The sequence below is a fragment of the Xanthomonas sp. LMG 12461 genome (assembly GCF_009192935.1).
Taxonomy (GTDB): domain Bacteria; phylum Pseudomonadota; class Gammaproteobacteria; order Xanthomonadales; family Xanthomonadaceae; genus Xanthomonas_A; species Xanthomonas_A sontii.
This window is the reverse complement of record NZ_NQYT01000025.1, coordinates 45,058-65,043: the sequence shown is the minus strand read 5'-3', so window position 1 is coordinate 65,043 and position 19,986 is coordinate 45,058. Positions and strand designations below refer to the sequence as shown.

Below are 19,986 nucleotides of genomic sequence, written 5' to 3'. Positions count from 1 at the left end.
CATGCACTGGCGCGTGCCGCCGCCGTTGCTGGTGTTGATGGGCGCCGCAGGCGCCTGGGTCGCAGCGCGCGCGTGGCCCGCGCTCACCTTGCTGGTGCCGGGCCAACGCGCGCTCGGCGCGGCGCTGATCGTGGCCGGCGTGATCGCCAACGTGGCACCGAAACGGCACTTCCGCCGCGCCGGCACCACGGTGAACCCGCTGCAGCCGCAGCGCGCCAGTGCGCTGGTGCAGTCCGGACTGCATCGGTATTCGCGCAATCCGATGTACGTGGGTCACGCGATGATGCTGCTGGGCTGGCTGTTGTGGCTTGGCCATCCGGCTGCGGTCGTGGCCCTGGCAAGTTACCTGCTGTATGTCGATCGCGTACAGATTCCGAGCGAGGAAGCGGCGTTGCAGGCGCGCTTCGGCGCCACCTATGTCGACTACTGCCGGCGCGTGCGCCGCTGGCTGTAGAACCCGTGTTGCGCGCCAGGCACGATACCCGCGCTCTTCGCGGTTCACGCTGCCGCCCGACCTCCGGGCGGCAGCGCACCGATGCCCTTACAGCTTGCCGGCGCCGGCCTTGGCCTTGACGTCCGCCGCCACCTTGTTCGCCGGCAACAGCGAATAGGTGTACGGCGGGGTCCAGCCGATGTTGTTGTTCCAGGAACAGGTCAGCGCCTGGCCGTTGAGCAGCGAGCCGAAATCGCGGTAGACGCTGCCGCCGTAGTCGGCCGCGATCTTGTCGCAGCTGCTCACGCCGCTGATGTCGAAGACGTTGTTCTCGGAGAAGATCTTCGATTCCTTGCCGACGCCGTGCGCGTAGGAGAACGGATACACCGAATTGCTGGTGCTGCCCACGTGGTAGTTGTTGTACAGGTGCACCTGGCCGAAGCGCACCCGCGGCGCGCGCGCGGAGATGTTCTCGAACAGGGTGTTGTGGATGGTCACCTTGAGCTTGCCGCTGTCGGTGCTGGAGGCGCTGTCGCTGGAGCCGATCAGGTTGTTCTTCTCGTGCGACTTGAACACCGAGTACGACACGGTGACGTAGTTGGCGCCTTTCTTGATGTCCAGCGCGCCGTCGTGGTGCTGCTTGGGGCGGCCGTTGGCGGTGCCGTTCTGGTCGTCGGTGCGGCGGCCGTCGGTGAAGGTCACGTGGTCCACCCACACGTTGCTGGCGCCCTCGATGGTCATGCCGTCGTATTCGGAGTTCCAGTTGCCGGCGCTGCCGTCGTTCGGATCCCACACCGGTTGCGGATCCCATGGATTCTCGATGGTCAGGTTGCGCACGATCACGTCGTTGGCCTTGACGTAGAAGTAGCCCTCGCGGATCTCGGCGTTGCTGCCGACGCCGATCAGCGTGGTCTTGGTGGGCACGTCCAGGCGCGCGCGGCTCTTCATGTCCGCGGTGGTGCTGTACGGCGTGCCTTCGCTGATGTCGATGATGCCGTTGACCTTGATGATGCGGCCGTTGCTGCCGGCACTGGCCTTCAGCGCGGCCTTCAGCTGCGCCGCGGTGCTGACGCTGTAGACGTCGGCCGCGGCGGCCTTGGAACCGCCCTTGGTGCCGCCGTTCTGCGTGGCCCAGCCGGTGCTGGCGACCTCCAGGCTGGCGTCGGCATGGGCGGCGCCGGCCAGGCCGGCCAGGCACAGGGCCAGGCCGAACGTGCGCAGCGGCGAGCGTGGCGATGAAGCGATGAGGGACTGCGTGGTCATCCTGGAAACCTCGTGAGCGTGCGTGATTTGGACGCAGGCGCGCGCGCTCCGCAGCAGCGGAATGCACGGCGACGCCTGCGCGATCGCTGTCCCCTCGGACAACTGCGGGTCATGCCTTCGTGGGAGGCAGGCGCCGAAGAGGCGCGCACTGTAGGCAGCGCGTGGCACGTGTAAAGAGGCGTTGGAGAAACGCGCGATCCAACCGCACAATGTGTGAACCACGTCGCACGAATCGCCTGCGCGCGCCAGGGCGACGCGGCACCATCGCTGCGGGACAACAACGCTGTCCCACCGACAGAAGGCGACATTGCGGAAGCCGCCTGCGACAGCGCAAAAACACCGAAAGCCGCAAACGGCAGGTGGCAGCCGCCGGGCCTCGCCCATCGACACGCAGCACGCAGGTGCGATTGCCACAACGAACACTGCCGGCGCCACCGCCGACCGCCTGCAGCGGCATTGCCAGGATCAGGTTGGGGGACGCATGCGGCGCAGTGCCGCCGCGCCGGGCGGGAGTAGGCCGGTATCACCTACCCCGGCGCTTGCGCCACCGCCTTCCGCATCCAGGCGGCAGCACTCGAACGAAACCGCACGCCGCCCGCGGCGGACGCGCAGGAGCTCAGGACATGCCGTCGAAGAACAGCTCGATCGCCATCACCAGCGCGTCCTCGCGGCCGTTAGCGGCCGGGTAGTAGCGCGGGCGCCGGCCGATCTCGTTGAAGCCTTCGCTGTGGTACAGGGCGATCGCATTGGGATTGGACGGCCGCACTTCCAGAAACACCCGGCGCGCGCCGAGATCGACGCCGTACTTGATCAGCGCGCGCAGCAGCAGCCGGCCGTAGCCGCGCGACTGCCGCTCGGGCGCCACACAGACGTTGAGGATGTGCGCCTCGTCGGCAGCGACGCTGATCACGCCGTAGCCGACGATCGTGCCCTCCTCCACCAGCACCCAGCCCGGGTAACCGGCCTGCAGGCAGTCGCGGAAGATGCCGCGGGTCCAGGGGAACGGATAGGCGCGGCGCTCGATCTCCATCACCGCGTCCAGATCGGCCTCGCGCAAGGCGCGCAGCGTGGCCGTGGGCGCCGATGCCGAGCCCAGCGCACTCATCGCGGCGCCCGCTTGCGCAGCGCGCGCAACTGCGGCCACAGCGCGCGCTTGGCCGCCGCATTGCCGCGCAGTTCGTCCAGCGGCCAGGTCGCCATCAGCGCCTGCGTGGCCGGATCGTTGGGGTTGAGTCCGGAGGCGCGCAGCAGGGCGATCTGCAGACGGTCGGGCAGGCGCAGCCCGACCCGGCGCGCCCCTGCCGCGGGCGCCGCACGCACGGAATCCGGCTGCACCGCCGGTGCCGGGGGCGCGGATGCCCGCCGCCGCTCCGGTGCGTCGCCGGCCGGCATGTCGGCGGCATGGCCGCCACGCGGCGCCGCCGATGCCGATGGCGCGCGCTGCACCGGCGTCGCCGGCTCGGTCGCCGGCGACGGGACGGGCTCGGGCTCGACCACGGCCGCGGCATCCACATACACGGTGTGACCCAGCGCCTGCAGCCAGCCGACCTGTTCGGCCGACCACAACGGCGCATGCATGGACGCGGGCTCGCTCATGCCGCGTCCGGCACCTTGCGCCAACGCCGCCACAGCCACAGGCACGGCCCGGACAGCGCGTACAGCACGCCGATCGCCAGCAGCGCCCGGGCCAGGTCGATGACCAGCACTGCCAGCACGATCGGCGCCAGCACCAGCATCAGGAACGGCACGCGGTCGGTGCGCGGGCCCTTCTCGCCACTGCCCTTGAAGCTCCAGAAGCGGATGCGGCTGACCATCAGCAGCGCCGCGGTCACGGTCAGGCCCAGCGCCACGTAGCGCAGCTGTTCGCCGTCCCAGCCCAGCGAGCCGTCGGCGAAGGACCACACGAAGGCCATCATCAGCCCGGCCGCGGCCGGGCTGGCCAGGCCCACGAACCAGCGCTTGTCGACCGTGCCGACCTGGGTGTTGAAGCGGGCCAGGCGCAGCGCGGCGCAGGCCGCGTACAGGAACGCCGCCGACCAGCCGACCCGGCCGAGCATGCCGCCATCGAACTTCAGCGCCGACAACGACCAGTGGTACATCACCAGCGCCGGCGCCATGCCGAAGCTGACCAGGTCGGCCAGCGAGTCGTACTGCACGCCGAATTCGCTGCTGGTGCCGGTCAGCCGCGCCACGCGCCCGTCCAGCCCGTCCATCACCGCGGCCACGAACACCGCCACGCTGGCGTGCACGAACTGGCCGTTGGCGGCGGCGATGATGGCGTAGAAACCGGAGAACAGGCCGGCGGTGGTGAACAGGTTCGGCAGCAGGTAGATGGTGCGCGAACGGGGGGGCGGTCGGGATGGGTCCATCCCGCCAGTCTAATCGACTTGCCAGGCCCGTCGGCGGGTGCTGCAATCGGCGCTCCCGCCGCGCCCTGGAGACCGAGATGCGCGCCCTGCCCCGGTTTTGCTGCCTGCCCCTGCTCGCCGTCAGCGGCATGCTCGGCGCCACCACCCTGTACCAATGGAAGGACGCGCAGGGCGTCACCCACTATGCCGAGACCCCGCCCCCCGGCGGCAAGTACCAGGTGCGCAAGGTGGACACCCGTGGCGATGCCCCGACCGAGACGCCCGAGGCGGCCCCGGCCGAGAACGCCAGGTGCCTGACCGCGCGCAAGAACCTGGACATCCTCGACAAGCCCGGCAAGATCACCACCGACAGCGATGGCGACGGCAAGCCGGACGGGGAACTGGACGAATCCCAGCGCGGCGCGCAGAAGGCCCTGGCCGAGGCCGCGATCAAGGCCTACTGCACCCCGGCCGCCGTACCCGCCAAGTAAGCCGAACGCGCCCCGAACGCACGCGGCCGGCCGCGGGCGATGCCCGCAGCGCCGGCAATGACTGGCAAAATGGGCGACCCGCCGTCTGCGAAGCCCCTCGATGCGCCTTTCCCAGTTCCACCTGCACACCACCAAGGAAACCCCGGCCGACGCCGAACTGGTCAGCCACCAGTTGATGCTGCGCGCGGGCATGATCCGCAAGCTCGCCTCCGGCCTGTATACCTGGTCGCCGCTGGGCCTGCGCGTGCTGCGCAAGGTGGAAGCGGTGGTGCGCGAGGAAATGAACCGCGCCGGCGCGGTGGAAGTGCTGTTCCCGACCATCCAGCCGCGCGAGCTGTGGGATGCCACCGGGCGCTGGAGCAAGTTCGGCGGGCTGATGCTGCGCATGCAGGACCGCAAGGAACAGGACTATTGCTACAGCCCGACCGCCGAAGAGGCCGCCGCCGACTTCGCGCGGCAGGAGCTGAGCAGCTACAAGCAGTTGCCGGTCAACTTCTACCAGATCCAGACCAAGTTCCGCGACGAGATCCGCCCGCGCTTCGGGGTGATGCGCGCGCGCGAGTTCCTGATGAAGGACGCCTACTCGTTCCACATCAGCGACGAGGACCTGGCGCGCGAGTACGAGAACATGAAGGCGGCCTACACCCGCATCTTCACCCGCCTGGGACTGCAGTTCCGCGCGGTGCAGGCCGATTCCGGCGACATCGGCGGCGACGCCTCGCAGGAATTCCACGTGCTGGCCGCCTCCGGCGAGGATTCGCTGGCGTTCTCCACCGGCTCGGACTACGCGGCCAACGTCGAAGCCGCCGTCGCCGCGGCCCCGGCCCCGCGCCCGGCTGCCGGCGAGGAGCTGCGCAAGGTCGCCACGCCCACCCAGAAGACCTGCGAGGCGGTGGCCGAGCTGCTCGGCCTGCCGCTGCAGCGCACGGTCAAGTCGGTGGCGGTGATGGCCGGCGAGACCTTCGTGCTGGCGCTGGTGCGCGGCGATCACACGGTCAACGAGATCAAGCTGGGCAAGGTCGCCGGCCTGGCCGGCTACCGCATGGCCAGCGAGGCCGAGATCCTCGCGCACCTGGGCAGCGAGCCGGGCTTCCTCGGCCCGCTGGGTCCGCGCCAGCCGATCCGCGTGGTCGCCGACCGCGACGTGGCGGCGCTGGCCGACTTCGTCGTCGGCGCCAACGAACGCGGCTTCCACCTGGCCGGGGTCAACTGGGGCCGCGACCTGCCGGAACCGGACGCCGTCGCCGACCTGCGCAACGTGGTCGAGGGCGAGCGCGCCCACGACGGCGGCGAGATCCGCCTGGCCCGCGGTATCGAGGTCGGCCATGTGTTCCAGCTCGGCCGCCAGTACGCGCAGGCGCTGGACGCCACCGTGGTGGACGAGAACGGCAAGACCGTGACGCTGGCGATGGGCTGCTACGGCATCGGCATTTCCCGCATCGTCGCTGCGGCGATCGAGCAGAACCACGACGACGCCGGCATCCGCTGGCCGCAGCCGATGGCGCCGTGGACGGTGGCGGTGTGCGTGATCAATCCCAAGCGCGACCCGGCGGTCGACGCCGCCGGCGAGGCATTGCTGTCGGAGCTGCAGCAAACCGGGCTGGATGCGGTGCTGGACGACCGCGGCCTGCGCCCCGGCGCGATGTTCGCCGATATCGAATTGATCGGCGTTCCGCACCGGGTGGTGGTCTCGGAGCGGGGCCTGGCCGCCGGCACCTTCGAATATCGCGCGCGCAGCGGCGGCGATGCCGAACACCTGGATCGAACCGCCTTGCTGGCACGCCTGCAGGCGTGACGAAAGGGGCCGGGAGGATATCCCGGCCCTTTTTCTTTACGCCGCCGTCACGCCTTATGAGGGAAACCAGAGCGGTCTGTTTTCAATTGATTACGGCCGCCAGGGATCCATAAGGACATATTCCCACGGCATTGCGACCGAAAATACCCGCCGCGAATTAAGCAGGGTATTTGTCAATCCGATAAAGCATCATTATGATCCTGCGCTAGCCAGGGAATGGCGGAAGCCACCACCCATTTTCCGGAGTAAAGATGACCATCGATCTCAGTGGCCTGTCGGCCAAGCAGTTGGGCGCCCTCATCAAGACCGCCAAGAAGCAGCAGTCCATCGTCGCCAAGCGCACCCCCATCGCCAAGGTCCGCACCCAGCTGGCGCGCCTGGCCAAGAGCCACGGCTACAGCATCGAGGAAGTCTTCGGCGGCGCCCCCGCCGCGCGCGGCCGCAAGGCCGGCAAGCCGGGTCCGAAGCCGGGCCGCAAACTGGGCAAGGTTCCGCCGAAATACCGCAACCCCGCCAATGCCGCCGAAACCTGGACCGGCCGCGGCAAGCAGCCGCGCTGGCTGGCCGATCTGGTCGCCAAGGGCAAGAAGGTCGACGATTTCCTGATCGCCGGCGGCGCCGCCAAATCCGCCGCGCCGGCCAAGAAGACCGCCAAGAAGGCGGTCAAGCGCGTCGCCAAGAAGGCCAGCAAGAGCGCTGCGCCGAAGGCCTGATCCGCCACCGCAACCGCAGTCGAAACGCCGGCGCATGCCGGCGTTTTTTATTGCCGCATTCAAAGATTCTTGCGCGCCGGCACCAACAGATTGCCGAACAGCAGGCCGGCGACCAGCGCCATCACGATATTGGTCACCGTCAGCAGCGCCGATTGCCCGCCGAGCACGTCCTGCTGCTGGACCAGGGTCAACAGCCCGCGCAAGCTGGCACTCCCGGGCACCAGCATGATGATGCCCGGCAACCGGACCAGCGCACCCGGCCGGTGCACGATGCGTCCGAACAGATTGCCGGCCGCGGTCAATACCATCGCCGACAGGAAGATGCCGACCGGGCTGCCCCAGGCGTCGCCGGCGAAACGCGCGATCGCGTAGCCGGCCACCGATGCCGCCATCACGAACGGATAATCGCGCAGGCTGGCCTTGAACAGCAGTGCGAACGCGTAGGCGGCCACCAGCAGCGAGGCCCATTCCACCCAGCCGTGCTGCGGCCGCGACGCCCGCACCATCGGCTCCAGGCCGAGCAGTTGCGCCAGGGTCACCGCGATCACCGCGCCGACGGTCAGCTTGACGATGGTGGTGACCGCGCCGGCGAAGCGCGCCGTGCCCGAGACCCAGTGCTGGCTGGTGAGTTCGTTGACCGCATTGGTCAGCGCCATACCCGGCAGCAGCACCACCAGCGAGGCGATGATCACCGTATTGAGATTCAGCGGCGCCACGAAACTGGCCACCAGGGTCGCGACGAAACCGGCCAGCAACGCCGCCAGCGCGTCGTTGGCTTCTTTGGTGGCCGGGCGTTTGTCGGTGAGCTGGGTGAGCACGCCGATCAGCAGGCCGATGGCGGTGGCGGTGGCGATGTCCAGCCACGGCAGGCGCCACAACCCGGCCACGCCGGCCGCGGCCAGGCCGAAGCCGAGCACCTGCATCGCCATCCAGCGCCGCCCCGGCGGCTGGTCCAGCTGGCGCAGCGCGGTGTGGCCCTGGGCCACGCTCATGCGCCCGCTGGCCACGTCGTCGGCGATGCGGTCGGCGACGCTGAGCTTGTGCAGGTCGTTGTCGCCCGGCGCCAGCCGCACCACGCGGGTGATGTCGCTGGAGCCGATCGCCTTGGTCGGGTCGCTGAAGCTGAGGATCAGCCCGGTCGGGTTGGACCAGGGTTCGCAGTCCAGGTCCAACTGCTGCGCCAGCGCCACCACCGCCGCCTCCAGCCGCTGCGCGGTGGTGCCGTAGGTGTGCAGTCGCCCGGCGATGTCGGAGACGAAGGCGATGCGCTGCGCGTAGGTCGCGTTGGCGGAGGGACTGACGGTGGGAGCGGCGGGCATGTCGGCTAGTATGGCGCGAACGCCGCGCCCGGCCACCCCGTCGCGATCACCACATCTGCAACACGGGCGAAACAGGTATGCTCGCGCACCGGACGCCCCCATGATCGAACCGCAACCGCCCAAACTCAGCCAGGACGACCGAGACCCCTCGCGGGTGCGGCTGACCGGCAGTTGGACCCTGGCCACGGCCCTGGCCTCCTCGGAAGTGCTGCGCGGGATGCCGGCCGGCACCACCGGCATCGACGCCAGCGGCATCGGCCAGCTGGATTCGGCCGGGGTGCTGCAACTGATGCGCTACGCCACCCGCAACGGCATCGCCCACGAGGCGCTGGATTTCCGCCAGGACCACCGCGCCCTGGTCTCGACCATCGAGGACGTCGCCGACGACCGCCCCAAGCGCAAGCGCGACTATGGCTTCGCCGCGGCGCTGGAACGCCTGGGCTACGCGGTGCACCGCAACGGCAAGGAAATCGTCGCCCTGGTCGGTTTCCTGGGCGAGACCCTGGTCAAGCTGCTGCGGCTGCTGCACGCGCCGCGCCGATTCCGCCTGACCGCCACCGTGCACCACATGGAGCAGGTCGGCCTGGACGCGGTGCCGCTGGTGGCGCTGCTGTCCTACCTGGTCGGCGCGGTGATCGCCTTCCTCGGCTCCACGATCCTGCGCGACTTCGGCGCCGAGATCTACGTGGTGGAACTGGTCAGCATCGCCTTCCTGCGCGAGTTCGCGGTGCTGCTGACCGCGATCGTGCTGGCCGGGCGCACGGCCAGCGCGTTCACCGCGCAGATCGGCGCGATGAAGGCGCGCGAAGAGGTCGACGCGATCCAGACCCTGGGCCTGGACCCGATGGATCTGCTGGTGATCCCGCGGCTGGTGGCGCTGCTGCTGATGCTGCCGCTGCTGACCTTCGTGGCGATGATCGCCGGCCTGGCTGGCGGCGTCACCGTCGGCGCCTTCGACCTGGGCATCCCGCCGCAGATGTACCTGGCGCGCATGCACGACACCATCCAGATCCGGCACATGCTGGTCGGCCTGTCCAAGGCGCCGATCTTCGCCATCGTGATCGGCCTGATCGGCTGCCTGGAGGGACTGCGCGTGGAAGGCACCGCGCAGTCCGTCGGCGAGCGCACCACCTCCAGCGTGGTGCAGACGATCTCGCTGGTGATCATCATCGACGCGATCGCCGCGCTGTGGTTCATGAACATGGGGTGGTGACGTGAAGCCGGGAATCGGGAGTGGGGAATCGGGAATGGGAAAAGCTGGCGGCGTCCGCGACGCTGGCCAGGAGTGCACGCTTTGACCATTCCCGATTCCCCACTCCCGAATCCCGAGCAAGACCTCGCCATCTCCGTGCGCGGCCTGGTCAATCGCTTCGGCAGCCAGACCGTGCACGAGGAGCTGGACCTGGACGTGCGCCGCGGCGAGATCCTCGGCGTGGTCGGCGGATCGGGCACCGGCAAGTCGGTGCTGATGCGCACCATCCTCGGCCTGCGCGAGCCCGATGCCGGCAAGATCCAGGTGCTCGGCGTGGATACCGATTCCGGCCGCCGCGCCGATCGCCTGCACGTGGAGCGCAACACCGGCGTGCTGTTCCAGGACGGCGCGCTGTTCTCCTCGCTGACCGTCGGCGAGAACGTGCAGGTGCCGCTGAAGGAGCATTTCGGCGAACTGCCCGACAGCTGGCACTACGAGCTGGCGCTGCTGAAGGTGAAGCTGGCCGGCCTGCCCGCCGACGCGCTGAACAAGCTGCCCTCGCAGCTGTCCGGCGGCATGCGCAAGCGCGCCGGGCTGGCGCGCGCGCTGGCGCTGGATCCGCCCCTGTTGTTCCTGGACGAACCCACCGCCGGGCTGGACCCGATCGGCGCGGCCGCCTTCGACCGGCTGATCCGCACCCTGCAGGAAGCGCTGGGCCTGACCGTGTTCCTCATCACCCACGATCTGGACACCTTGTACGCTATCTGCGACCGCGTGGCGGTGCTGGCCGACCGCAAGGTCATCGCCAACGCGCCGCTGGCCGAGATCGAGCAAGTGGACCATCCGTGGATCCAAGAGTATTTCCACGGCCCGCGCGCCCGCGCCGCGCGCGATGCCAAGACCGCCTGGACCGAGACCCCCTGAGCCCATGGAAACCAAAGCCAATTACGTGCTGATCGGCGCCTTCACCATCGTGGTGGGGATCGCGCTACTGCTGTTCGGACTCTGGGCCGCCAAATACTCCTCCGACCGCACCTGGCAGGAATACCGCGTGGTGTTCCGCGAGGCGGTGACCGGCCTGTCGGTGGGCAGCCCGGTGCAGTACAACGGCATCGCGGTGGGCTCGATCACCGAGCTGACCCTGGCGCCGAACGATCCGCGCCAGGTGGTGGCGCGGATCCGGGTCAACTCGACCACGCCGATCAAGAGCGACACCCGCGCCAAGCTGGGCATCACCAGCCTGACCGGCCCGTCGATCATCCAGCTCTCCGGCGGCACCCCGGAAGCGCCGTCGCTGACCTCGATCGACAACAGCGATGCGCCGATCATCCAGACCACGCCCTCGGCGCTGCAGAACATCACCGACACCGCCAACCGCATCGTCGAGCGCCTGGACGAGGTGCTCAGCGACCGCAACGTCGCCAGCATCACCGCCACCCTGCACAACCTGGAAACCATCAGCGGCGGCCTGGCCGACCGCGACCAGGGCATGCAGTCGCTGATCGTCAGCGCGCGCGATGCGGCGCGCAACCTCGACACCACGCTCAAGACCACCAACGGCACCATCCAGCGCCTGGACCAGAACCTGGTGCAGCAGTTGCCGCCGATCCTGGACAAGCTGGAGGACACGCTGAGCAAGCTGGATTCGGCCGCGGGCAATGCCGACAAGATCCTTGGCGAGAACCGCTCGGCGATCAACAGCTTCGCCAACGACGGCCTCGGCCAGCTCGGCCCGACCCTGACCGAACTGCGTGGCCTGATCCGCGACCTGCGCCGGGTCAGCGACCGCCTGGACAACAACCCCGCGCGCTACCTGCTCGGCCGCGACGCCCCGAAGGAGTTCAAACCCAAATGAAGCCGATGCGCGCCTTCCTCCTGCTCGCCGTGCCGGCCCTGCTGCTGGCCGGCTGTTCGCTGCCCGGCGGCAACAAGGAGCCGGTGACGATCTACGCGCCGGACGTGCGGGTCACCGCCGACCCGGCCTGGCCGCAGGTGAGCTGGCAACTGGCGCTGACCAAGCCCAGCGCCGCGCGCGTGGTCGACAGTTCGCGCATCGCGGTGCGGCCGACGCCCGACGAACTGCAGGTATATGGCGGCGTCAGCTGGGCGCAACCGGCCACCGACATGCTCGAGGACATGCTGCTGCGCGCGTTCGAGGATTCCGGGCGCATTCCCGGCGTGGCCCGGCTCGGCACCGGCATCCGCGCCGACTACAAGCTGCTGCTGGACCTGCGCCGTTTCGAATCGGACTACGCCGGGCGCACGGTGCCGTCGGCGACCATCGAGCTCAACGCCAAGCTGCTGTACAGCGCCGACCAGCGCGTGGTCGCCTCGCGCACCTTCCTGGTGACCCAGCCCGCCGCCGGCACCGCCGAATCGCAGGTGGTCGACGCCTTCGGCCAGGCCATGTCGCAACTCGGCCACGACGTGGTCGGCTGGACCCTGCAGCAGGGCCAGGCCGATGCCGCCACCGCGCTGGCCCCCAGCGTGCCGCCGCCGGCCAGCCAGAAGCCGCCGCGGCGCTGATTGGCTCCCCTCTCCCACCGGGAGAGGGGTCGGGGGTGAGGGTGCGACGGCCGCGGAGCCGTCTTCTCCAGACACCTCCCTAGCCACCCAACCCTCATCCGCCCCTTCGGGACACCTTCTCCCAAAGGGAGAAGGGATCGAGGCTTCGCTCCCCTCTCCCACCGGGAGAGGGGTCGGGGGTGAGGGTGCGACGACCGCGGAGCCGTCTTCTCCAGACACCTCCCTGGCAACCCGACCCTCATCCGCCCCTTCGGGGCACCTTCTCCCAAAGGGAGAAGGATCACGGCTTCGCTCCCCTCTCCCACTGGGAGAGGGGTCGGGGGTGAGGGTGCGGCGGCCGCAGAGCCGTCTTCCCCAGACACGTCCCCAGCCATCCGACCCTCATCCGCCCCTTCGGGGCACCTTCTCCCAAAGGGAGAAGGGATCACTGCTTCGCTCCACTCTCCCACCGAGAGAGGGGCTGGGGGTGAGGGTGCGGCGGCCAGGGAGCCATCTCCTCCAGACGCTTCCCTGACAACCCGACCCTCATCCGCCCCTTCGGGGCACCTTCCCCCAAAAAGGGGGCCGTGGTCCCGGCGGGAGAAGGGAGGCGCCATCACGCGATCCTGCGAAACGTCAGATTGATCCGCTCCCCCACCGGCTTGGCCGTGCGCGGCAGCGCATGCCTGTACAGGCGCTGGGTGTCGCCTGCCATCAGCAGCAGCCCGCCGGAGGTCAGTTCCAGCGCCTGGCGCAGTGCCGGCTGCTGACGATGGCGCAGCACGAAGCGACGCGTCGCCCCCAGGCTCAGCGAGGCGATCACCGGCGTCGGGCCGAGTTCGCGCTCGTCGTCGCTGTGCCAGCCCATGGCGTCGCGGCCGTCGCGGTAGCGGTTGGCGAGCACGCTGTTGAACGCCACCCCGGTCTCGGCCGCCAAGCGCGCGCGCAGCGGCAGCAGCGCCGCTGGCCACGGATGCGGCGCGAAGAGGGTGCCGGAATAACGGTAGCTGGCGTCGGCGTCGCCGATCCAGCAGCTCAGCCGCGGCGAATCGACCAGCTTGCCGAACAGGCGGATGCTGTGCACCTCCCACGTCACGTCCTGCAGCAACTGCGCGCACAGTGCCGCCGCCACGGCCGGGTCCAGCCACTCGGGATACCAGCGCAGATCGGCGCCGGGCAGGTCCAGTTCCATCGCGCCACGCTAGCATGTCGGCGACCACCATACGCCGGCGTGCGGAATTTGCCCCTTCACGCGCAAACCCTGAAAATGCGGGCAGCCAGAACGAGCCAACGGGAGCGGAGCAGATGACGGGAACCGAGGGCGGCGCCAACGCGCCGCAGCCAGTGGAGCGCGACGTCATGGAATACGACGTCGTCACCGTCGGCGCAGGCCCGGCCGGGTTGGCGTTCGCGATCCGGCTCAAGCAGCTCAACCCCGACCTCTCGGTCTGCGTGATCGAGAAGGCCAGCACCATCGGCGCGCATATCCTGTCCGGCGCGGTGATCGAACCGGCGCCGCTGGACGCGCTGCTGCCGGGCTGGCGCGACAACCCGCCGCCGATCTGCGTGCCGGCGGCCGAGGACGAGTTCTGGTACCTGAGCAAGGACGGCGGGCACAAGTTCCCGATGGTGCCGCCGGGCATGCGCAACCACGGCAACTTCATCGTCAGCCTCGGCGCGATGTGCGCCTGGCTGGCGCCGCAGGCCGAGGCGCTGGGCGTGGAGATCTACCCGGGCTTCGCTGCTGCCGAGACCCTGCACGCCGAGGACGGCACGGTGCTGGGCGTGCGCATCGGCGACATGGGCGTGGCCAAGGACGGATCGCACAAGCCCGGCTACACCGCCGGCATCGACATCCGCGCAAAGGTCACGGTGCTGGCCGAAGGCGCGCGCGGACACCTGACCAAGCGCCTGATCGCGCGCTTCGCACTCGACGCCGGCCACGATCCGCAAGCCTTCTCGATCGGCATCAAGGAGCTGTGGCAACTGCCCGAAGGCCGCGTCAGCCCCGGCAAGATCGTGCACACCCTGGGCTGGCCGGCCGACAGCAAGACCTATGGCGGCAGCTTCCTGTATCACTTGGAGAACAACCAGGTGGCGCTGGGCTACGTCAGCGGCCTGGACTACCACGACCCCGAATACCGCCCGTGGGAAGCCTTCCAGCAGTGGAAGAACCACCCGATGATGAAGTCGCTGCTGGAAGGCGGCACCATCCTCTCGGCCGGCGCGCGCGCCATCGCCAGCGGCGGCTGGCAGTCGCTGCCGAAGGTGGAGATGCCCGGCGCGCTGCTGATCGGCGACACCGCCGGCCTGCTCAACGTGCCCAAGATCAAGGGCACCCACCAGGCGATCCGCAGCGGCATGCTCGCCGCCGAACACCTCGCCGCCGGCGCCGCGCTCGACCCGGCCGGCTTCGACGCGCGCCTGCGCAACTCCGAAGTGATGGCCGAGCTCCGTCAGGTACGCAACATCAAGCCCGGCTTCAAGAAGGGGCTGTGGTTCGGCCTGCTCAACGGCGCCTGGGAAACCCTGGTCAAGGGCGCCTCGCCTTGGACGCTGAAGGTCGGCGCCGACTGGAAGAGCCTGGACCGGCTGGGCGAGCACGAGCAACCCAAGCGCGACTACGTGCAGCGCGAGCTGGCCCCGCGCGACCGCCTGCAGGGCGTGTACTTCGCCGCCACCGAGCACGACGAGGACCAGCCGGTGCACCTGCACGTGCTCGATCCGCAGATCTGCGTGACCCGCTGCACCGAGGAATACGGCAATCCCTGCACGCGCTTCTGCCCGGCGGCGGTGTACGAGATCGTCGACGACGCGGCCGGCAAGCGCCTGCAGATCAACGCCGCCAACTGCGTGCACTGCAAGACCTGCGACATCAAGGATCCCTACGCGATCATCGACTGGGTGACGCCGGAAGGTGGCTCCGGGCCGAACTACCAGAACCTGTGAGCGGTCACCGGATGAGCGACTCCGTGCCGGCACGCCTGCGGGCGGGCATGTACCGCGTGTTGCGTATCGCCTTTCGTGCGATGCCAATCTCCGAAGGACTCCGCGACCGATGGCGCAACTGGTTTCTCGATAGATACGCGAACTGGGTGCCGGAGGCGCCCAGAGGGCGCGTCGCGAGCGTCGGGAGCATGGCCCTGCGCCCTCTGCATCGCGCCGACGAGGCGGCGATCGGTCATGTGCCTTACCAGAAGGGCGTGCTGCCGTCGCCGCTGCCGGCGACCCTGGTCGCGTTCTATCTCCCGCAGTTCCATGCGATTCCGGAGAACGATGCATGGTGGGGCAAGGGCTTCACCGAGTGGCGCAACGTCAGCCGCGCCCTGCCGCAGTTCTATGGACACATGCAGCCACGGATCCCGGCTGATCTTGGGTTCTACAATCTGCGCGACCGCGAGGTGATGCGGCAGCAGGCGCAACTCGCCTCCGAGTACGGGATCGGCGCCTTCTGTTTCTATTTTTATTGGTTCGCAGGAACGACCCTGCTCGAGGACCCCATCCGCAACTGGCGCGATGACACCACCATTTCCCTGCCCTACTGCCTGTGCTGGGCCAACGAGAACTGGGCGCGCCGATGGGACGGCCGCAATACCGACATCCTGATCGAGCAGCAACACAGCGACGCAGACGATCTGGCCTTCATCGCGCACTTGGCCACCTATCTCGCCGACCCTCGCTACTTGCGCATCGACGGCAAGCCGCTGGTGCTGGTCTATCGTCCGAATCTGATGCCGGATCCTAAGGCCACGGCGTCGCGCTGGCGCGCGTGGTGCGCAGCCAACGGGATCGGCGAGATCCATCTTGCGTACGTCCAGGGGTTCGAGCGTCCCGATCCGCGCGACATCGGCTTTGATGCTGCCGTGGAGTTTCCGCCCAATATGAGTGCGCCGCCCTCGGTGGCTGGCGCACAGTTGTTGATCAATCCGGATTTTGCCGGGGAGGTGCTGGACTGGCGCGTCCTGGCGACCGAGATGGCAGCCAGGCCGTTGCAGGACTATCCGCTCTATCCCTGCGTCAATCCCGGCTGGGATAACGAGCCCCGCCGCTCCGGCAAGGGCCGCGTGTATCTCCATGCCTCCCCGCGCGGCTACGGGACATGGCTGTCGCAAACTATCCATGACCGGCTTGCGGCTGCTCCGGCTGCGCAGCGCATGGTGTTCGTCAATGCCTGGAACGAATGGGCCGAAGGTGCCGTCCTGGAACCGGATGCGCGCCTGGGCCACGCATGGTTGGAAGCGACTCGCCGCGCATTGCAACCAAAGCGCCCCGCAAACGAACGCCCGCACGTCGTCATCCATGCCTGGTATGTCGATGTTCTGGAAGAATTGCTGGCGCAGCTGCGCGAGGCGGCGTTCGACCACCAGCTCATCGTGACGACGACGGAACGCAACCTCGCCGGTGTCAACCTCGCGCTGAAACAACAGGGGATGGAGGCCGAGGTCGTGGTCCACGACAACCATGGCCGCGACATCCTGCCGTTCCTGCGGATCGCCGATCGCCTGCTCGATGCCGGCGTATCAGTGGTGCTGAAGCTGCACACCAAACGCTCGGTGCATCGCCAGGACGGTGATCAATGGCGGCGCGAAATGGTGGGCAGCCTCCTCGACCGCGACCGGGTCAAGGCGATCGTGGAGGCCTTCCAGCAGCGTCCGGATCTCGGCCTGGTGGCCCCGGAAGGGCATCTCCAGCCCCTGAGCTTCTACTGGGGCGCAAACGAGCAGGCCGTGCGCGCCCTGGCCACGCGCATGGGTCTGGCGCAACCGGACATCGAGACTGCGGTCTTTGCAGGCGGCAGCATGTTCTGGGTGCGCCTGCAGGCGATTCAGCCCATTTTGGACTGCCACCTGCAGGCCGGCGAATTCGAGAAAGAGGCGGGACAGGTCGATGGCACCTTGGCGCATGCCATCGAGCGCCTGTTCAGCCTCTGCACAGTGGATCGGGGCTTTGCGCTGACCAGTGCCGCCTCCCTCGTGGGGGCCGAGCACGCGCCTGCCGGCCCCTACAAGTACGCACGCAGAGGCTAGATCACCCGGCCCGGATCGAAAACGGCACGCCGGTCTTGGCGGCCAGTTCCGCCTCGTCCACGCCCTCGGCGGTCTCGACCAGGATCAGGCCGCTGTCGGTGACGTCGAACACCGCCAGGTCGGTGATGATGCGGTCGACCACGCCGACGCCGGTCAGCGGCAGGTCGCAGGCCGGCAGGATCTTGTGGCTGCCGTCCTTGGCCACGTGTTCCATCAGCACGACCACGCGCTTGACCCCGGCCACCAGGTCCATCGCGCCGCCCATGCCCTTGACCATCTTGCCGGGCACCATCCAGTTGGCCAGATCGCCCTTCTCGCTCACCTGCATCGCGCCGAGGATGGCCAGGTCGATATGACCACCACGGATCATCGCGAAGGAGTCGTGGCTGCCGAAGTAGCTGGCGCCGGCACGGGCGGTGACGGTCTGCTTGCCGGCGTTGATCAGGTCGGCGTCGACTTCGTCCTCGGTCGGGAACGGGCCGATGCCGAGCAGGCCGTTCTCCGATTGCAGCCACACGTCCACGCCCTCGGGGATGTGGTTGGCGACCAGGGTCGGCAGGCCGATGCCCAGGTTCACGTAGGCGCCGTCGGTGAGTTCGCAGGCGGCGCGCTGCGCCATGTCGTCGCGGGTCCAGGCCATGTCAGGCGTCCTTCTGGCGCAGGGTGCGCTGTTCGATGCGTTTTTCGGGGTGCGGGTTGTGCACGATGCGGTCGACGTAGATGCCGGGCAGGTGCACCTGGTCCGGATCCAGGCTGCCGGTCTCCACCACCTGCTCGACCTCGGCGATGCAGAGCTTGCCGGCCATCGCGCAGGCCGGGTTGAAGTTGCGCGCGGTCTTGCGGAACACCAGGTTGCCGGCGGCATCGGCCTTCCATGCCTTGACCAGGGCCACGTCGGCGCGCAACGCGGTCTCCAGCACGTAGTGCTTGCCGTCGAACTCGCGGGTCTCCTTGCCCTCGGCCACCACCGTGCCGTAGCCGGTGGCGGTGAAGAACGCGGGGATGCCGGCACCGCCGGCGCGCAGGCGTTCGGCCAGGGTGCCCTGCGGATTGAATTCCAGCTCCAGTTCGCCGGCCAGGTACTGACGTTCGAACTCCTTGTTCTCGCCGACGTAGGACGAAATCATCTTGCGGATCTGCCGCGTCGCCAGCAGCTGGCCCAGGCCGAAGCCATCGACGCCGGCGTTGTTGGAGATCACCGTGAGACCGTTGACGCCGCTGTCGCGCAAGGCCGCGATCAAGGCCTCGGGAATGCCGCACAGGCCGAACCCGCCGACCGCCAGGGTCTGTCCGTCCGCCACCACATCGGCCAGCGCCGTGGCCGCATCGGGGAAAAGCTTGCCGCGCCGCCCGCCCGCAGGGGTAGAGGTGTCGCCCATTCGCCAGCTCCGCATTGGAATGTAGACAGCTAGTTTAGCCGCTCGGGGACTGCGACCCCCGCCGCACCGCCGCAACGACCGATTAAGCGCCGTAACGTTACACTCCAGTTTCCCCCAACTAGGACCCTCTTCCATGTCGCTTCCCGCATTCAAGGCCTACGACATCCGCGGTCGCGTACCCGACGAACTGAACGAGGACTTGGCCCGCCGCATCGGCGTGGCGCTGGCGGGGCAATTGGGCAGCGGGCCGGTCGTCGTGGGCCACGACGTCCGCCTGGCCAGCCAGGGGCTGCAGGACGCGCTGTCGGCCGGCCTGCGCGCCAGCGGCCGCGAGGTCATCGACATCGGCCTGTGCGGCACCGAGGAAGTGTATTTCCAGACCGACCACCTGCAGGCGGCCGGCGGCGTGATGGTCACCGCCAGCCACAACCCGATGGACTACAACGGCATGAAGCTGGTGCGCGAGAACGCGCGCCCGATCAGCTCCGACACCGGCCTGTTCGCCATCCGCGACACCGTCGCCGCCGACACCGCGCCGGCCGTCGCGCCGACCGCTGCCGAGCACCACCGTCCGGACAAGAGCGCCTACATCGAACACCTGCTCAGCTATGTCGACCGCGCCACGCTCAAGCCGCTGAAGCTGGTGGTCAATGCCGGCAACGGCGGCGCCGGCGCCATCGTCGACCTGCTCGCACCACACCTGCCGTTCGAGTTCGTGCGCGTCTTCCACGAGCCGGACGGGCACTTCCCCAACGGCATTCCCAACCCGCTGCTGCCGGAGAACCGCGCCGCCACCGCCAATGCGGTCAAGCAGCACGGCGCCGACTTCGGCATCGCCTGGGACGGCGACTTCGACCGCTGCTTCTTCTTCGACGCCGACGGCCGCTTCATCGAGGGCTACTACCTGGTGGGCCTGCTGGCGCAGGCGATCCTGGCCAAGCAGCCGGGCGGCAAGGTCGTGCACGACCCGCGCCTGACCTGGAACACCATCGAACAGGTCGAAGAAGCCGGCGGCATCCCGGTGCTGTGCAAGAGCGGCCATGCCTTCATCAAGGAGAAGATGCGCAGCGAGAACGCCGTGTACGGCGGCGAAATGAGCGCGCACCATTACTTCCGCGAATTCGCCTACGCGGACTCGGGGATGATCCCGTGGCTGCTGATCGCCGAGCTGGTGTCGCAGTCCGGCCGCTCGCTCGCCGATCTGGTCGAGGCGCGCATGCGCAAGTTCCCGTGCAGCGGCGAGATCAACTTCAAGGTCGCCGACGCCAAGGCCGCGGTGGCGCGGGTGATGGAGCACTTCGCCTCGCACGCGCCGACGCTGGACTACACCGACGGCGTCAGCGCCGAATTCGCCGACTGGCGTTTCAACCTGCGCAGTTCCAACACCGAACCGCTGCTGCGCCTGAACGTGGAAACCCGCGGCGACGCGGCGCTGCTGGAGCAGCGTACGCAAGAAATTTCCGATCTGCTGAAAGCATGATCGTTCCCTTGCCTTTCTCTTCCCCCTTCAACGGATCCATG

General features: G+C 68.6%; 19 protein-coding genes. 11 read left to right on the top strand and 8 right to left on the bottom strand.

What is annotated here, in order from left to right:
* Nucleotide 1 precedes the first annotated feature (1 nt).
* Nucleotides 2-454: an isoprenylcysteine carboxylmethyltransferase family protein gene (locus CEK68_RS06960; protein ID WP_152238958.1), complete on the top strand. Its 453-nt coding sequence runs from the start codon at nt 2-4 to the stop codon at nt 452-454.
* A gap of 87 nt (nt 455-541) precedes the next feature.
* Here CEK68_RS06960 and CEK68_RS06955 read toward each other — a convergent pair whose 3' ends face one another.
* From CEK68_RS06955 to pssA, 4 genes are all read right to left on the bottom strand, one after another.
* On the bottom strand, nt 542-1,696 hold the full coding sequence (locus CEK68_RS06955; protein WP_017916640.1) for a pectate lyase: 1,155 nt from the start codon (nt 1,694-1,696) through the stop codon (nt 542-544).
* 616 nt (nt 1,697-2,312) lie between these two features.
* Nucleotides 2,313-2,801, bottom strand: coding sequence for a ribosomal protein S18-alanine N-acetyltransferase (rimI, locus tag CEK68_RS06950; RefSeq protein WP_017907927.1), 489 nt, complete (start codon nt 2,799-2,801; stop codon nt 2,313-2,315).
* Complete coding sequence (locus CEK68_RS06945) at nt 2,798-3,274, bottom strand: alanine acetyltransferase (protein ID WP_193314128.1); 477 nt, start codon at nt 3,272-3,274, stop codon at nt 2,798-2,800. The genes rimI and CEK68_RS06945 overlap by 4 nt, the downstream gene beginning before the upstream one ends.
* Before the next feature lie 14 nt (nt 3,275-3,288).
* Nucleotides 3,289-4,065, bottom strand: a complete 777-nt coding sequence (pssA, locus tag CEK68_RS06940) for a CDP-diacylglycerol--serine O-phosphatidyltransferase (RefSeq protein ID WP_010340188.1) — start codon at nt 4,063-4,065, stop codon at nt 3,289-3,291.
* A gap of 77 nt (nt 4,066-4,142) precedes the next feature.
* Between pssA and CEK68_RS06935 the strand changes: the two genes are divergently transcribed.
* The 3 genes from CEK68_RS06935 (at nt 4,143) to CEK68_RS06925 (ending at nt 7,043) form a co-directional block, all read left to right on the top strand.
* On the top strand, nt 4,143-4,535 hold the full coding sequence (locus CEK68_RS06935) for a DUF4124 domain-containing protein (protein WP_043093277.1): 393 nt from the start codon (nt 4,143-4,145) through the stop codon (nt 4,533-4,535).
* Nucleotides 4,536-4,635: 100 nt separating this feature from the next.
* Nucleotides 4,636-6,330 carry a proline--tRNA ligase gene (locus tag CEK68_RS06930; protein WP_043093279.1) on the top strand — a complete coding sequence of 565 codons (1,695 nt, stop codon included), beginning with the start codon at nt 4,636-4,638 and terminating at the stop codon, nt 6,328-6,330.
* Nucleotides 6,331-6,581: 251 nt separating this feature from the next.
* Nucleotides 6,582-7,043: an H-NS histone family protein gene (locus CEK68_RS06925; protein WP_017907458.1), complete on the top strand. Its 462-nt coding sequence runs from the start codon at nt 6,582-6,584 to the stop codon at nt 7,041-7,043.
* Between the two features lie 59 nt (nt 7,044-7,102).
* Here CEK68_RS06925 and CEK68_RS06920 read toward each other — a convergent pair whose 3' ends face one another.
* Complete coding sequence (locus CEK68_RS06920; RefSeq protein ID WP_043093281.1) at nt 7,103-8,362, bottom strand: threonine/serine exporter family protein; 1,260 nt, start codon at nt 8,360-8,362, stop codon at nt 7,103-7,105.
* Between the two features lie 100 nt (nt 8,363-8,462).
* Between CEK68_RS06920 and CEK68_RS06915 the strand changes: the two genes are divergently transcribed.
* The 4 genes from CEK68_RS06915 (at nt 8,463) to CEK68_RS06900 (ending at nt 12,080) form a co-directional block, all read left to right on the top strand.
* A complete protein-coding gene (locus tag CEK68_RS06915) occupies nt 8,463-9,575 on the top strand; it encodes an ABC transporter permease (RefSeq protein ID WP_010340194.1) in 1,113 nt (370 codons plus the stop codon).
* Nucleotides 9,576-9,656: 81 nt separating this feature from the next.
* Nucleotides 9,657-10,478, top strand: coding sequence for an ABC transporter ATP-binding protein (locus tag CEK68_RS06910; protein ID WP_152238957.1), 822 nt, complete (start codon nt 9,657-9,659; stop codon nt 10,476-10,478).
* A gap of 4 nt (nt 10,479-10,482) precedes the next feature.
* Nucleotides 10,483-11,409: an MlaD family protein gene (locus CEK68_RS06905; RefSeq protein WP_043093283.1), complete on the top strand. Its 927-nt coding sequence runs from the start codon at nt 10,483-10,485 to the stop codon at nt 11,407-11,409.
* Nucleotides 11,406-12,080 (top strand): ABC-type transport auxiliary lipoprotein family protein, encoded by a 675-nt coding sequence (locus CEK68_RS06900; protein WP_152238956.1) that lies wholly within the window; start codon nt 11,406-11,408, stop codon nt 12,078-12,080. The genes CEK68_RS06905 and CEK68_RS06900 overlap by 4 nt, the downstream gene beginning before the upstream one ends.
* 595 nt (nt 12,081-12,675) lie before the next feature.
* Here CEK68_RS06900 and CEK68_RS06895 read toward each other — a convergent pair.
* Nucleotides 12,676-13,251 carry an alpha-ketoglutarate-dependent dioxygenase AlkB gene (locus CEK68_RS06895; protein WP_152238955.1) on the bottom strand — a complete coding sequence of 192 codons (576 nt, stop codon included), beginning with the start codon at nt 13,249-13,251 and terminating at the stop codon, nt 12,676-12,678.
* A gap of 113 nt (nt 13,252-13,364) precedes the next feature.
* Here CEK68_RS06895 and CEK68_RS06890 point away from each other — a divergent pair, with 113 nt between their 5' ends.
* The gene (locus CEK68_RS06890; RefSeq protein ID WP_152238954.1) at nt 13,365-15,008 is read left to right on the top strand and encodes an electron transfer flavoprotein-ubiquinone oxidoreductase; all 1,644 of its coding nucleotides are present in this window, start codon (nt 13,365-13,367) and stop codon (nt 15,006-15,008) included.
* A gap of 11 nt (nt 15,009-15,019) precedes the next feature.
* Nucleotides 15,020-17,086 carry a glycoside hydrolase family 99-like domain-containing protein gene (locus CEK68_RS06885; protein WP_152238953.1) on the top strand — a complete coding sequence of 689 codons (2,067 nt, stop codon included), beginning with the start codon at nt 15,020-15,022 and terminating at the stop codon, nt 17,084-17,086.
* Nucleotide 17,087: 1 nt separating this feature from the next.
* On the opposite strand, the gene CEK68_RS06880 is transcribed toward CEK68_RS06885, so the two are convergent.
* Both CEK68_RS06880 and CEK68_RS06875 read right to left on the bottom strand, forming a co-directional pair.
* The gene (locus tag CEK68_RS06880; protein WP_152238952.1) at nt 17,088-17,726 is read right to left on the bottom strand and encodes a CoA transferase subunit B; all 639 of its coding nucleotides are present in this window, start codon (nt 17,724-17,726) and stop codon (nt 17,088-17,090) included.
* 1 nt (nt 17,727) lies between these two features.
* The gene (locus CEK68_RS06875; RefSeq protein ID WP_010340202.1) at nt 17,728-18,465 is read right to left on the bottom strand and encodes a CoA transferase subunit A; all 738 of its coding nucleotides are present in this window, start codon (nt 18,463-18,465) and stop codon (nt 17,728-17,730) included.
* 133 nt (nt 18,466-18,598) lie between these two features.
* Here CEK68_RS06875 and CEK68_RS06870 point away from each other — a divergent pair, with 133 nt between their 5' ends.
* Nucleotides 18,599-19,945: a phosphomannomutase gene (locus CEK68_RS06870; protein ID WP_152238951.1), complete on the top strand. Its 1,347-nt coding sequence runs from the start codon at nt 18,599-18,601 to the stop codon at nt 19,943-19,945.
* The last annotated feature ends 41 nt before the right edge of the window (nt 19,946-19,986 follow it).